A 14,077-nucleotide genomic window follows, 5' to 3' on the forward strand; every position below is an offset into this window, starting at 1 on the left:
CGAGGCATCGTGTGTCCGCGCACGTCCCACCATCTGGCGTGCACCGGCGTGTCCCTGACTCCAGGCCGTCCGGCCGGGGCCATCGCCCGCCGGGACCGCGCGCCTTCCCATGGAGGTCCTCCATGCGCATTCATCGACATCGGCCCCGGGCATGGGCAGTCGCGGTCTTCCTGGCCGTCGCGAGCCTGACAGCCACCGCCCTCGACACACCGGCAGGCGTCGCCGACGGCCTCAGGGCCGACGCGTACGTGCGGCCCGGTGTCGAGGACGACGGTGCCGACTGCGCGGTGCCCGACCCGGGCGCCGTGACCGCCAACTCCAAGCTTCCCGATCCCTTCACCAGGCTGGACGGTACGCGCATCTCCGCCACGTCCGACTGGCGGTGCCGACGGGCTGAGATCAAGAAACTGGGGGAGAGGTTCGTCTACGGCGAGAAGCACGGAAAGCCCGCCGGTGTCACGGGTACGGTCTCCCGCACCGGCATCACCGTGAACGTGACCGACCAGGGCAGAAGCTCCAGCTTCTCGGCGAAGGTCGAGCTGCCCAGTGGCTCCGGACCTTTCCCGGCCGTCGTCGTCCTGGGCGGCTTCGGGGCGGACACCGCCACCATCAAAGCCTCCGGTGTCGCCGTCATCACCTACGACCCCCTCGCCGTCGGCCGAGAGGGCACGCCACGGAACAACAAGCAAGGGGCCTTCTACAGCCTCTACGGCTCATCGAGCAGTACCGGGCTGCTCATGGCCTGGGCCTGGGGCGCGAGCCGGATCATCGACGTCGTCGAGCAGTCGGGCGGTGGCATTCTCCGGGCGGACGCGATCGGCGTCACGGGATGCTCACGGTACGGAAAGGGCGCCTTCGCGGCCGGCGCGTTCGATCAGCGCATCGCCCTGACCATGCCGATCGAGTCGGGCACCGCTGGTGTTCCCCTCTACCGCGGGGTTCCGGGAGAGGGCGGGGCACAGCCGCTGAGCAGCGCCTACTCCGAACAGCCGTGGTTCGGCGACGCGTTCGGCTCGTTCACCGGCAACCCGGCCAACCTGCCGGTGGACACCCACGAGATCGTGGCCATGGTCGCACCGCGGGGACTGTTCATCATGGAGAACCCCCACATCGACTGGCTGGGCGCCAGGTCCGGAAGCGTGGCGGCCCTGGGTGGCGCGGAGGTCTACAAGGCGCTCGGCGCGGAGCACAACATCACCTACTGGTCCGACATCCAGGACGGCACCCACTGCGCCGTCCGGTCCGAATGGAAGACCCCCTTGCAGCAGAACCTCAAGAAGTTCCTGCTGAAGACGGGCAACGACCCCGGCGTGTTCAGGATCTCGGGCAAGAAGGCCGGCGACTTGTCCGCATGGCGGGACTGGCAGACCCCGGTCCTCACCGGCTGACCCTGACCGGTGCCCTGCGCAGCCCCGACGACCGGGACCGGCGACCGGGACCGGCTGGTCGTCGACAACCCCGCGTACGTGCCCGCCGAGTACCGGGCCGTCGCCCTCGCCGGGGTCGCCCAGCTGCGGGTCTGCCAGGCCCACGCCGGCGCCGACTGGGTGTACCTGAGCCCGCCGGCCCTGCTCGAACCCGGTGCCCGCACCGGCCGCTACCGGCGCGGCACGAACACCCTGCTCACCGCCGCCGACGGCCGGTCGTGGATCAGCGCCGAGGACCTGGCCGTCGCCGTGGTCGACGAGCTCGAGACGCCCGGACCCGAGCGCCACATCACGGTCGTCCACCAGGACGCGCCCCCGTCGGTCGGCCGTGCACCGGAGCTTCGTGCCCGGAATGGGGAGGACGGCCGGTAGCGGCCGGTAGCGGCTGGTGCGGGACCGGGTGCGGTGGCGGCGTCGCCCCTCGGGCCGCCGCCGGAATCCGGCCGCCGGCCGCTTCTCGCCCCGGCCGGCGCCGCCGACCGCACTGGTGCGTCCTGACGCGCCGGGCGGCCCTTCGGCGCGCTCGGTCGAGCCGCCCGGTCGGGCACCCGCTCAGTCCGCCCGGTCGAGCACCTGCCGCAGGATTTCGGCCAGGCGGTCCAGCTCGTCCGGCTCGCAGCCGGCGAAGGGGCTCTGGTCGAGCGTCAGCCGTACGACGCGCTCGCGGACGTCCCGGCCCCGCTCGGTCAGCACGGCCACCCGGGCGCGCCGGTCGGCCGGGTCCGCGCCGCGCTCGACGAGCCCGCGGTCGACCAGCTGGTTGATGACGAAGCTGAGATTGGGCGCATTGCAGAACAGCCGGCCCGCCAGCACCTTCATGGACGGCGCGGGCTCGTCCGGGTCGATCGCCCACAGGGCCTGCGCCGTCGCGTGCGTGAGCCCCAGCTCCTCGAGTGGCCGGGCGAGGCGGTCGGCGGTGCGCATGAAGAGCTCGTGGTTGGCGCGCACCACCGATTCCAGCGACTGGTTCGTCATGGTCCGAGGCTAGCAGTGTGCTTCGAGCCTCGAAGCTGTTACCGTGCTCCATGTACTTCGAGCCTCGAAGTACTTTCGACCGCCCAGTTGCCCCGGTGTGCCCCGACGGCGCCCGGCCGCAGAAGGAAGAGAGATCCGCATGGACGGCTACTCCGGCATCACCGCCCTCGTCACCGGGGCCTCGAAGGGGCTGGGCGAGGCGTACGCCCGCGAACTCGCCCGGCGCGGCGCCCGCCCCGTGCTCGTGGCCCGCTCCGGCGACGCACTGCGCCGGGTCGCGGACGCGATCCGGGAGGAGTACGGCGTCGAGGCCGCGGCCGAGGCGGTCGACCTCGCGGCCCCCGACGGGGTGTCCCGCCTGATCGCGGAGCTGGACCGGCGGGGTCGCACCATCGATCTGCTGGTCAACAACGCGGGTGCCGGCACCGTCGGCCCGTTCCTGGACTCGTCGCTGACGCGGCACGTCGACTCCGTCGGACTGAACGTCGTGGCTCTGATGAGCCTGTGCCACCAGCTCGGCGGCCGGATGGTCGCGCGGGGGAGTGGCGGCATCATCAACGTGGCCTCCACGGCCGCGTTCCAGTCCATGCCGTACCAGGCGAGTTACGCGGCGACGAAGGCGTTCGTGCTGTCCTTCACCGAAGCGCTCGCCGAGGAATTCCGCGGGGCCGGGGTGCGGGTCATGGCGGCCCATCCCGGGGCCACCGCCACGGGGTTCTTCGACGGCACGTCCGCCACCATGAAGCCGGCGTTCACCGATGCGCCCGGACGCGTCGCGGCCAGGACCCTCGACGCCTTCGCCAAGGGTGCCGTCAACGCCTACCCGGGGCGTGCGAGCTTCCGCGCGACCACCTGGGCCGCCCGGGTGCTGCCCCGCACCACGGCCACGCGCCTGACGGCGCGTCTGAACCGCGCCATGGGCTTCGACCGCGCCCACGATCTCGACGCCCCGGTGGCCCCTCCGCGGTCGTGACCGCTCCTCGGCCGCCGGAGTGTCGGGCCCCCGGACTGACGCGGCCCATCACTTCAGCGGGTCGTGACCCCAGTTCATGAGGGAGTAACGCCATCTGGTGTCGGTGACGTCCCCGCTGGGGCGCTGCTTGATGTGCCGGTGGACGTAGCCGACGACCTTGCGCATATGGGCGATGTCCTCCTCGCCCAGGTCGGCCTTCCTGGTGTGCAGAAGCTCGACGATGCGACGCCCGGAGGCATGGCCGACGCTCTCGCCGCCATCGCTCTGTCCCACGCTCTTGGACTCGTCGGTGTCAAGCCATCTCTCCAGCTCCCCCGCGGTCATATTGACTGCCTCGCTGAACGCCTTCTGGGTGTCGTCCCGGTCGTGGCCCCGTTCTTTTGCGGCCATCACGAGCTCTTGCCCCGCTTCCGCAGGGCTCCCGGTTTGTGCACGGCCGAGCGACCGGATGTATCGCTTTCCACCTCGTACTGCGGTTCTTCCTCCGACGCGGCGACGGTCCGGCCGGCTGCCCGGGTACGGCCGGTGATCTTCTTCTTGACCTTTCCGGTCACGTCCTGGCCGTGGCTCTTCCATGAGACTTTGTCGCCTTTGTGTGGCTTGTCCTTCTTGGTCATGACGCTCTCCTTCCGTCCTGTTTCCAGACTCGTGCAGGCGGCCCGAGGGTGCATCCCCGGATTGCCCGGCGATCTGGTGCGCACCGGATGGAAAGACCCTGGCGGTATGCGCGTTGTTGCCCGTAGAGTCGTGTCAGCTCTGGTTTGGCCCGTGGGTGGATGTTTCACGAGGCTCCCTCGGGGGCCGAGGGCCGGTGGCCGGGGCACGGCACACACGCACTGATGTCGCGGGGGGCCTCATGGCGGATACGAGGCGTGAGCACGGTACGGACGATGCGGCGGGCCGTCGAGCGCATGGGCACGCGCCGCCGCCCGGGAAGCCCGTCGCGCCGCCTCGGCCGGCCTCCGCGCCGCGGGGCGGTATCCGGACCGAGGCCACCCGGCTGCTGTGCGCGGGCGTCTACTTCGACAGCGAGTATCGCCGCCGTGTGGTCGAGGAGCTGGTCCAGCACGAGGAGCGCCCGATCGCCCCCTCGCTCGGCATCGACGCGTTACCCGTCCTCGTGCACGCGCTGCGCGCCCGTCGGAAGGAAGCGGAGACCGCGCTCGTCCTGCTGGCGATCTGGACCGTGTTCATCGGGCTCGGCGTGGCCGGGGTCGGTTCGGAGACGATGCTTCCGGTCCCCTGGTGGCTGGCCTACATGCTGGTGTGCTTCCTCCTGGGAAGCGTACGCTCCGGGACCGGGCTCGGCGTGGCGGTCTTCACCCTCGACCGCTCCATGGTCAAACGGGCCACCCGTGGGCGGTTGCGGATGCTGCTGCCGCTCATGCCCCTGTTGATAGCTCTGATCTACTGGGTGAGTGCGCTGTTCGCACTCTTCAGCGGCGCCCACGCCTGGGTGAGCGTGGTGTTCCCGTTCCTGCTGGTGCTGCCCGTGTGGGCGTATCGCGCACATGTCTCGGCCGTCATGCGCGATGAGCTGGGCCCGGAGACGTTCTTCCGGGCGCCTCGCGAGACGGTGCCGCCCACCCCCGGCTACCGGCGCATCGCCGAGGCCATCGACCGCGAGCAGTATGCGGTGCTCACGATCTACGACCCGTTCCGGCCCTTCATCGGCGCCGGGCGGCCGTACCGGGAGCCCTGGTCGCTGGTGATGGAGCTGAAGGAGCGGACCTCACCCGCGAAGGACGACAAGGGCGCGGAGCCGACGGCCGGGCGGGGCGCGCGACTCACCGGCCGCGAGGTCATCGACCTCATCAAACCGCGGCTGGAGGAGCTGCGCACCGCGGCGGCGGCCACCAGCCGCGACCGGCTCTGCGCCCTGGAGATCGAGGAATTCGTCTATCTGCCGTCCGGACTGGCCCGCTGGGAGGTCGCCTACGATCCGGCCGCCACCCGGCGGCACCTCGACGAGGCCGTGGGAGAGGGCGGCGAGGCGCGCCGTCACTTCCTGCGCATCCGGGTCGGGGCATGGGACGAGCAGGTCGTGGTCTCGGTGCTGGTGCGCGTCCACACCCAGGGCGGGATGCTCGTCCTGGAGGTCGTACCGCACGTACTGACCCCGGTGCGGCCGGAGTTCAGGGCCGTGGACGTGATCGAGGCGCGGGGCGGGGACGACCTCCTGCGTGAGGCCGTGCGCGGTCTGCTCGCGACCCCGACCGCGAACTTCGCCGCCGGAACGTCGCTGATCCGTACCGGCGTCGCCGTCTTCCGCACCTGGCTGGCCAACCCCCGGCGCGCGCTGCCGGACGCGCCGGCCACGTCCGTACGGGAGTTGGGGAGCACGACCGACCTGTCGGTGTTCCAGGAGATGGACGTCAGACGGTATGTGAGGACGGTGCAGGACCGGATCGCGAGCGGCGTCCGGGAGTCGCTGCGGGTGAACGGCTACGAGACCGGTGACTTCGAGCAGCAGGTCGTGAACGTGAGCGGCGGTGGGGTCTTCATCGGCGCGATGAGCGGGGGTGCGGTCGCGACGGGGGAGGGAGCCTCGGCGGCGCACACGGAAGGCGGTAAGAAGTGATGGCAGTACACCGGGAAACACCGGATGAGGAGCAGAGCGCGGAAGCCGGCCGCACCGACGCGCACACTCCCTCTGCGGAAAGCGCGGGAAGTGCAGGAAGTGCGGGAGGGATCTCGATCGGCCTGCTGGCCGGTGGTGTGGTGGCGAGCGGGGAAGGAGCGTCCGCGGAGGACCGCTCACTGCGGATCGGGGCGCCGGCCCCCCTCCCGGCCTCGTCCGAGGGTCTGTCCGCGCCCGCACCCGTCCCCGGCGGCATCGGCATCGGCGCGATGACCGGTGGCGCGGTGGCTTCGGGCAAGGGCGCGAAGGCCGTGTCCGCCGCCACACAGGTGATCGACGCATCGTCCGACCTCCAGGCCACCATCAGCACGCTGCGCGAGCAGCTGACCGTGCTCGCGCCCACGGCCGAGGTCGCGACGGTGGACGCCCAACTGGCCGCGGCGGAGGAGGAGATATCCGAAACCCGCCAGGTGAGCCGTGACCGGTTGCAGTGGCTGCGGGACCGGTTGTCGCTCGGTGCCACGGCCGCGGCGGGGCTCGCTTCGGCCGCCGCCGTGGTCCAGGCCATCGACCAACTGGCCGGCTAGAGAGCGCGGGGCGCCATGAGCAACTGGGACGCCAACGCGCAGCGTTGGGTGCAGAGCCCGTCGTCGTCCGGGGCCGGCCCCGGTCTGCCGCCGCCGGACGACGGTTCGCAACGCCTGCTGATCGTGGCGATCGTCACGCTGCTGCTGTGCGCGGCGGCGGGCACCGGCATCTGGATGTTGGCACACCACCAGGGCGGCGGCAGCCCCCGACAGGAGGCGCCGCTGCTCACGCCGTCGGACATGGCGACGGACACCTGGACGGCGACGCCCGCGTTCCCGGAGACGGACGAGCCGTCCCCGACGGACTGGCCGTCCCCCGAGGCGACCCCTTCGGCCGACGACGGGCCGGACGCCACGGTGACGAGCTATTTCGACGCCATTAACGAGGGTGACTACACCACCGCCTGGAACCTCGGTGGCAAGAACCTCGACAACAGCTATTCCGCGTTCGTCTCCGGCTTCTCCGAGACCCAGCGCGACGAGGTCACCATCGTGTCCGTCCAGGGCGACACCGTGTCCGTGGACCTCGTCTCCTTCCAGACGGACGGCACCCAGCGCAGCTTCACCGGCACCTACACCGTGCGCGACGGTGTCATCACCGGAGCCGATATGCGGAGAACGAGCTGAGCCTCGGGGTGGCGTCCGTCGCGTGGCGGTCGCCCTGGCCGGCGACGCTCTTGGCGTGGAGGGATGGTCGGTGCGATGACAGCGGATGAACGCAGGACACGGGTCCGGGAGGTACGCCGCCGGCTCGCGCAGGAAGGGCCGACGTGGACGCGGGGCTTCGCGGCGGACTTCCCGACGGTCACCGTGCCCGAGCGCGATTGCGACCAACTGCGCGACGTGCTGATCTCCGAGGGCGCGCAGACGGTCGTCGAGGTCGGTCTCGCCTACGCCAGTTCCGCGCTCGCGATCGGTGAGGCGCTGGTCACGGTCGCCCCGCCGCGTCCCCGGCACATCATCATCGACCCGTTCCAAGAACGTGAGTGGTCGAACGCGGGCTGGGACCTGCTGCGCTCCGCGGGGCTGGACGCGATCGCCTCGCTCATGCTCGCTCCTTCGTCGATCGCGCTCCCGCAACTCCTCACCGAGGGTCTGGTCGCCGACGCGGCCTTCGTGGACGGCAGTCACCGGTTCCACGAAGTCTTCGTCGATTTCTACTATCTTCGCAAGATCGTCCGGCCCGGCGGGCTGATCGTCATCGATGACGCCTGGGCGCCGTCGGTGCGCACCGCCCTGCGGTACTACGAGCGGAACCTGGGGTGGACGGTCATCCCCGACGCCTTCCCCGACGGAACCCTGATGAAGGCCGCCGCCGCCCCCCGGGCCGAGTCGGTGCCCCGGTGCCAGGCCATCCGCTTGCCTGATCCGTCGTTCGAGCCGCCCTTCGAAGAGTTCCACGCCTTCTGAGCTTGTCGGTCAACCTCCGTCCGCGTCGAGCTGTGCGCGCACCCATGCGGGATCGGGGTTGACATGCGGCCGGCCCGCCACGAGGACGGTCGGTACGGTCTCATTGCCGTCGTTGGCCGCCCGCACCGCTGCCGCTCCAGCCGGATCACGCCAGATGTCGACCCAATGCAGCCGGCCGGCCCTGCGGCCCAACCGGATACGCAGCCGCAGACAGTACCGACAGCCCGACCGCCAGAAGACGACCGGCCGGCCATCGACCGCGCTGCGGCGTTGTGCCTCCAGCGCACCGATCGACCTCGGGAAGATCAGAGGCGAGTTCACGCCCGCGAGCAGCGCGAACACCAGCAGGAGCGTTACGGCCTCGCCGGGGCTCCCGCTGGAGAACAGGCCGGCCGCGACGACTGAGCCGCAGAGTACGAGCAGTATGGGCAAGGTCCAAGCGCGCGTCATGATGACGCAGGCTATCGATGTCGAGGAGACCTGCGGGCGGGCGCCGCGGTTCAGGCAACGTTCCTATTCGGACATCGTCCGATAAGTGCGACGATCAACTCCGGTCAGCGTTGCAGGCCACCCACCGAAAGGATCGTCACGGAGCGAGCACGATGGTAGGGATCTGGCCACCGGTGCGAAGACCTTATTGATTACGATCGCCTATCGGTGCAAAGTCTTTTAGGACCAAGCACGGATGCTGCGTCCACGGCATGACGCAGCTCCTCTACGACTGGCACCTAGGCGTCCGCAGCAAGCGATGACGCCGGCGCTTCACTGGGACACCGGACCTCGTCCCGCTGCGTACTGCGCACGTCGATGGCACCACCTGTCCGTACCCCCGGATCCGTTGAACAGCGCACGTACCACCTCGCGGCCATGGTGTACGGACGCCCGTGAGGTGGGCCGGCACGTCGTGCACCCCTCCTCTGGATCGGTAGGAGACCCCGAGATGCCCGCACGGTTCAGCATTTCCCCCACCGAGCGGCCGCCTGGAGCGGTGGCCGTACGGTGCGACGGACGTTCCCCCGTCACCTATGCCGAACTCGACGCCCGCTGTACCCGACTGGCCAACCGCCTGCGGGCACGCGGCGTCGGTCCGGAGACCGTCGTCGCCGTCTCCCTGACCGAACGCGCCGACACCTTGGTGGCCCTGCTCGCCATTCTGCGGGTGGGCGGCGTCTACCTGCCGCTGGACACCACGGCACCGGCCGAGCGCCGGCGGGAGGTGCTGGGGGACAGCGGTGCCCGCGTGGAGCTGCGCGACGGCCCGCACCCCGGTGCCGAGCCCGTTCTGGAGGGCCGGGCCGATTCCCCTCTGGCCGGCACCGACCCCACGGACGCCAACACGGCGTACCTCCTCTACACCTCGGGGACCACTGGGCGCCCCAAGGGCGTGTGCGTCTCCCGCGCGGGCCTGGCCACGCACCTCGACGACATGGCCGAGCGGCTGGAACTGGTGGCGGAGGACCGCGTTCTGTGGTTCGCCGCGCCCCATGTGGACGTCGCGCTGGAGCAGGCCCTGACACCCCTGCGGGTCGGCGCCACCGTGGTGACGCGCGGACCCGGGTTGCTGTCCTTCGATGAACTGGCCGATCTCATCGATCGCCACGCGGTGACCGTCGCCAACCTGCCGGGTGGTTACTGGAACACGTTCGCCTCGTCCCTGACCGGACATCACCGTGCCGCCTGCCGACGGCTGAGACTGATGATCTCGGGCAGTGAACGCATGTCCGCCCGTGCGGTGGCGAACTGGCAGCGGCTCCTTCCGGACGTGCCACTGCTCAACGCCTACGGACCCACCGAATCCGTCATCACCTCGACCCTCTTCCGGGTGCCGGCCGATAGGACACCGCGGGACGAGATTCCCATCGGCACCGCCTGCGGGACGCGCGCCCTGCGCGTGCTGGACCAGCGGATGGCGCCCGTCCCCAGCGGACAGGTCGGCGAGTTGTACATCGGCGGTGCTCCACTGGCCCGGGGATACCTGGCCCGTCCGGCGACGACCGCGGAACGCTTCGTGCCCGATCCGTACGCGGACTCCCCGGGTGCCCTGATGTACCGCACCGGCGACCTGGTCCGGGAGACCAACGGCGGGGACCTGGAATTCGTCGGCCGCGCCGACGACCAGGTGAAGATCAGAGGCTTCCGAGTGGAGCCGGCGGAGGTGCGGATCGCCCTGGAACGCCACCCCGCGGTACGTCACTGCGCCGTACTGGGGCGGTCCGCCCCCGGCGGCCGAACCACCCTGGTCGCCTACGTAGTGGCCCCCGACACCCCCGCCGCGGAGCTGGTGGCCCTGGCCCGCCGATTACTTCCGCCGCATATGGTGCCCACTGTCGTACCGCTGTCGGCCCTGCCGCTGACCGCGGACGGCAAACTGGACCGAGCGGCCCTCCCCGAACCCGCCCAGGCCACCCCCGACACCACCGCCGTCGCCACCACCCCCGACACCACCGCCGGAACCATCCACGAGGCGGAGCTGTCCGCCACACAGAAGGCGCTGGCCAAGATCTGGCAGAGAATGCTGCGCGTACCGCGGGTCGGCAAGGACGACAACTTCTTCGCCCTGGGCGGTGACTCGCTGGCCGCGCTGCAACTGGCCGCCGAACTCATCAGCGCATACGGGCCCGACCTGCCCGCCCAAGCGGTCTTCTCCGCGACCACGCTGGCCGAACTGGCCGCCGTCCTCGACCAGGTCACCGGTGCGGCCGAGGCGGAGTCCGCCGCGGCCCCGCACCAGCCCGGACAGAACGGCGCGCACCCCGCCACCGCGGGCACCGCCCAGCCGGAGGACGGCGGCGGCCTGTCGGCCGGCCAGCGGTCGCTGTGGTTCCTGGAGCGCTGGGCGCCGGGGACGGCCACCTACAACGTGCCCTGGGCGTTCGAGCTCAGCGGTCCGGTCGAGCCCACCGTGCTCCAAGCGGCCCTGCGCACGGTCGTGGCCAGGCACGAGGTGCTGCGCTCGGTCTTCGTCGAGGACCTCGGCGAGCCGCGGCGCGTGATCCGCCCGGATCTGACGCTCGACCTGGAGCTCGTGGACCCGGCGGACCAGGAGGGGTCGGTCCACGCCCGGCTGCGGGCCGCGGCCCGGGACCCGTTCGACCTGGAGCGCGGCCCGCTGTTCCGAGCGGTCCTGGCACGCGGAGACGAGCAGCGGGCGGAGCGGACGGTCCTGCTCACCGTCTTCCACCACCTGGTCTGGGACGAGCTGTCCCTGGCGGTCTTCGAGCGCGAACTCGCCGAGGCGTACACCGCGGCCCTGGAGCGGCGCGAGCCCGCCCTGCCGCCGCTGACCGCCGGTTACGACGACTTCGTCGCCTGGCAGACGAGGACGGCCGCCGGCGCGCCGCACCGAGCCGCGCTCGACCACTGGGCCCGCCGTCTGGCCGGTGCGCCGACCCTGCTGCGGCTGCCCACCGACCGGCCCCGGCCGGAACACCCCTGCTACGACGGCGCCACCGTGGAGTTCGCGGTGCCGGTGAGCGTCGGCTCCCGGGTGCGCGCCCTGGCCCGGCAGGAGGGCGCCACCCCCTTCCTCGTGCTGCTCACTTCCTGTGCCGCGACGCTGCGCAGGTACAGCGGCCAGGAGGACATGGTGCTCGGCACCCCCGTGGCCGGCCGGAGCAGGCCCGAGTTCGAAGGACTGATCGGAAACTTCGTCAACCTGCTCGCCCTGCGCCTCGACCTCTCCGGCGAGCCCACCTTCCGGGAGCTGTTGCGCAGGGTCCGCACCGCCGTGCTGGCCGACTTCGGCCACCAGGACGTGCCGTTCGAGGCCGTGGTGGACCGGGTGCTCGGCCACCGCCCGACCGCACACGCCCCCCTGGTACAGGCGGTCTTCGAGATGCACCGGCACGCCGACGACGGGTGGCGGGCCGGACCGCTCACCGCCCGTCGTGCGCTGGTCCCCACCGGGACCGCGAAGTTCGACGTCGGCTGGCAGGTCACCGACGACGGACGCAGCTTCCACGGAGTGGTCGAGTACAACACCGGGCTCTTCGACGCGGACACCGTGCGGGAACTGGTCGAGGAGTGGAAGGCCCTGTTGCGCGACGCGGTGCACGAGCCGGACACCGCGACCCGCGTCTGGCGAGGGGGCACGGCGCGCCCCGCGTCCGAGTCGGCACCGAGGGGAACGGCCATGGATGCCACACCAGCTGAGCACCGGTCGAGCAGACCGGCACCGACCGCCACCAACGCGCGGCAATCCGCCGCCCGGCAAAGCGGCCGGGCGCGCCCGGCCGACGAGGAGACCTTGGAACACCTGCTCCGTTCCCGCCCCGGCGGTGCCGATCCGAAGCGGCCCGCGGTGGTCGTCGAGGGGGCGTACCTCAGCCACCCGGAGCTGACCGCGTCGGCAACCCGCCTCGCCCACCGGCTGCGCTCGCTCGGGGTCGGCCCCGGGGTCGTGGTGGGCGTGCTGGCCGAGCGCTCCCTCGACCTGGTCGTGGCGCTGCGCGCGGTGGTGGCGTCCGGCGGTGCCTACCTCCCGCTCGATCCGGAACACCCGGCCGAGCGCCTGGAGCACATGGTCACCGAGGTGGCGGCGCCGGTGGTCCTCGCCCAGCGCCGGTTCGCCCACCTGCTGCCCGCGGGAGAGGCCACCGTCGTGGACCTCGACGACCCGGACCGCTGGGCCGGGGAGTCCGACCAGCCCCCGGCGCCACTGGCCGGCCCCGCGGACCCCGCGTACGTGATCTTCACCTCCGGCTCCACCGGGCGGCCCAAGGCCGTCGCCACCTCCCACCGGGCCATCCACAACCGGCTCGTCTGGATGGACCGTCGGTTCCCGCTCGCCGCGGACGATGTGGTGCTCCAGAAGACGCCCTTCGGCTTCGATGTGTCGGTGTGGGAGTTCTTCTGGCCGCTGATGACCGGTGCGCGATTGGTCCTGGCCCGCCCCGGCGGCCACCGGGACCCCGGCTACCTGCGCGACCTGATCATGGCCGAGCGGGTGACCACCGTGCACTTCGTCCCCTCCATGCTCCGCGTCTTCCTCGCCCAGCCGGGTGTCGAGGACTGCCGGTCGCTGCGCCGGACCGTGTGCAGCGGGGAAGAGCTGCCGCCACGGCTGGTCAACGACTTCCTCGGCCGGATGCCCGGGGTGCTGCACAACCTCTACGGTCCGACCGAGGCCGCGGTCGACGTCAGCGCCTGGCGGTGCCGGCCGCTGCCGCGGACGGCCGGTACCACGCCGATCGGGCGCCCGATCAGCGGCGTGCGGCTGCATGTGCTCGACTCCACCGGCGAACCGGTCCCGGCCGGTGCTCCGGGAGAGCTCTACATCGGCGGCGTGGCCGTGGCCATCGGCTACCTCAACCAGCCACGGCTCACCGCGGACCGCTTCGTGCCCGACCCGTTCCGCGATGACGGAAGCCGGCTCTACCGCACCGGCGACGCCGCACGCCGGCGCGAGGACGGAGAGCTGGAATACCTGGGCCGGCTGGACGACCAGATGAAGATCCGCGGTCAGCGGGTCGAGCCGGGGGAGATCGAGGCCGTGCTGGAAGGGCACCCGGCGGTGTCGACGGCGGTGGCGGTACTCGTTCCCGACGGCGAGGACCACCGTTTGCAGGCCTACGTGGTGGTGGCGCCCGGAGACGAGGTCGACGCCGCGGAACTGCGCGACCGGGCCGGATCCGTACTGCCGGACCACATGGTTCCCACGCACTTCCGCCGCCTGTCCGCCGTGCCGCTCACCGCCAACGGCAAAGTGGACCGGTCCGTCCTGCGGGCCGGGGACGCCGGGGACCCCCTGCCGTCCGGCGCGCCCCTGCCCGAAGCGGGCGGCGCGGACGGTGACGAGCCGGTGGAGCACGTGCTGAACCGCATCTGGTCCATGGTGCTCAACGTGCCCGGACTCCACCGGGACCAGGACCTGTTCACCTCGGGGGCGCACTCGCTCAACGCGGTCCGCGTGCGGGCCAGGATCGCGGTGGCGCTGCACACCGACATCCCCCTGCGCGCGATGTTCGAGTCCCGGACCGTCGCCGAACTCGCCCGGTCCGTCCGGGCGAGTGCCGACTCCGTCGATGAGGTGGAGCGACGGGCCTCGGCCGTGGCCTCGCTTCCGCCGCTGGGTGACGCCGAGTGGGTGCGTGCGGTGACCGAACTCGATGTCGAGGTGAGGTGA

General features: G+C 71.5%; 12 protein-coding genes. 8 read left to right on the plus strand and 4 right to left on the minus strand.

Translation table 11 applies throughout. The annotated features are described in order from the left end of the window. Positions 1 to 122 precede the first annotated feature (122 nt). Both PS467_RS38905 and PS467_RS38910 read left to right on the plus strand, forming a co-directional pair. Positions 123 to 1,388: a glucuronyl esterase domain-containing protein gene (locus PS467_RS38905; RefSeq protein ID WP_311039232.1), complete on the plus strand. Its 1,266-nt coding sequence runs from the start codon at positions 123 to 125 to the stop codon at positions 1,386 to 1,388. A 9-nt stretch (positions 1,389 to 1,397) separates the two neighbouring features. Continuing rightward, on the plus strand, positions 1,398 to 1,799 hold the full coding sequence (locus PS467_RS38910; protein WP_432280693.1) for an NAD(P)-dependent oxidoreductase: 402 nt from the start codon (positions 1,398 to 1,400) through the stop codon (positions 1,797 to 1,799). A 180-nt stretch (positions 1,800 to 1,979) separates the two neighbouring features. On the opposite strand, the gene PS467_RS38915 is transcribed toward PS467_RS38910, so the two are convergent. Then, positions 1,980 to 2,402, minus strand: a complete 423-nt coding sequence (locus PS467_RS38915; RefSeq protein ID WP_311039233.1) for a MarR family winged helix-turn-helix transcriptional regulator — start codon at positions 2,400 to 2,402, stop codon at positions 1,980 to 1,982. Positions 2,403 to 2,541: 139 nt separating this feature from the next. Between PS467_RS38915 and PS467_RS38920 the strand changes: the two genes are divergently transcribed. Next, a complete protein-coding gene (locus PS467_RS38920; RefSeq protein ID WP_311039234.1) occupies positions 2,542 to 3,375 on the plus strand; it encodes an SDR family NAD(P)-dependent oxidoreductase in 834 nt (277 codons plus the stop codon). Positions 3,376 to 3,423: 48 nt separating this feature from the next. Here the strand turns inward: PS467_RS38920 and PS467_RS38925 are convergent, their stop codons facing one another. Then, the gene (locus tag PS467_RS38925) at positions 3,424 to 3,765 is read right to left on the minus strand and encodes a DUF3140 domain-containing protein (RefSeq protein WP_268976375.1); all 342 of its coding nucleotides are present in this window, start codon (positions 3,763 to 3,765) and stop codon (positions 3,424 to 3,426) included. Next, complete coding sequence (locus PS467_RS38930; RefSeq protein WP_311039235.1) at positions 3,765 to 3,992, minus strand: hypervirulence associated TUDOR domain-containing protein; 228 nt, start codon at positions 3,990 to 3,992, stop codon at positions 3,765 to 3,767. The genes PS467_RS38925 and PS467_RS38930 overlap by 1 nt, the downstream gene beginning before the upstream one ends. A gap of 239 nt (positions 3,993 to 4,231) precedes the next feature. Here PS467_RS38930 and PS467_RS38935 point away from each other — a divergent pair, with 239 nt between their 5' ends. The 4 genes from PS467_RS38935 (at position 4,232) to PS467_RS38950 (ending at position 7,953) form a co-directional block, all read left to right on the plus strand. Continuing rightward, positions 4,232 to 5,956 carry an AbeC-like domain-containing protein gene (locus PS467_RS38935; RefSeq protein ID WP_311039236.1) on the plus strand — a complete coding sequence of 575 codons (1,725 nt, stop codon included), beginning with the start codon at positions 4,232 to 4,234 and terminating at the stop codon, positions 5,954 to 5,956. Beyond that, positions 5,956 to 6,543 carry a hypothetical protein gene (locus PS467_RS38940; protein WP_311039237.1) on the plus strand — a complete coding sequence of 196 codons (588 nt, stop codon included), beginning with the start codon at positions 5,956 to 5,958 and terminating at the stop codon, positions 6,541 to 6,543. The genes PS467_RS38935 and PS467_RS38940 overlap by 1 nt, the downstream gene beginning before the upstream one ends. A gap of 15 nt (positions 6,544 to 6,558) precedes the next feature. After that, the gene (locus tag PS467_RS38945) at positions 6,559 to 7,170 is read left to right on the plus strand and encodes a hypothetical protein (RefSeq protein WP_311039238.1); all 612 of its coding nucleotides are present in this window, start codon (positions 6,559 to 6,561) and stop codon (positions 7,168 to 7,170) included. A 75-nt stretch (positions 7,171 to 7,245) separates the two neighbouring features. Beyond that, positions 7,246 to 7,953 (plus strand): class I SAM-dependent methyltransferase, encoded by a 708-nt coding sequence (locus PS467_RS38950; protein WP_311039239.1) that lies wholly within the window; start codon positions 7,246 to 7,248, stop codon positions 7,951 to 7,953. Between the two features lie 9 nt (positions 7,954 to 7,962). Here the strand turns inward: PS467_RS38950 and PS467_RS38955 are convergent, their stop codons facing one another. Further along, positions 7,963 to 8,403 carry a glutaredoxin domain-containing protein gene (locus tag PS467_RS38955; RefSeq protein ID WP_311039240.1) on the minus strand — a complete coding sequence of 147 codons (441 nt, stop codon included), beginning with the start codon at positions 8,401 to 8,403 and terminating at the stop codon, positions 7,963 to 7,965. A 490-nt stretch (positions 8,404 to 8,893) separates the two neighbouring features. On the opposite strand from PS467_RS38955, the gene PS467_RS38960 reads away from it, so the two are divergent. After that, positions 8,894 to 14,077: a non-ribosomal peptide synthetase gene (locus PS467_RS38960; RefSeq protein ID WP_311039241.1), complete on the plus strand. Its 5,184-nt coding sequence runs from the start codon at positions 8,894 to 8,896 to the stop codon at positions 14,075 to 14,077.

Origin of the sequence: Streptomyces luomodiensis (genome assembly GCF_031679605.1) — a bacterium.
Taxonomy (GTDB): Bacteria; Actinomycetota; Actinomycetes; order Streptomycetales; family Streptomycetaceae; genus Streptomyces; species Streptomyces luomodiensis.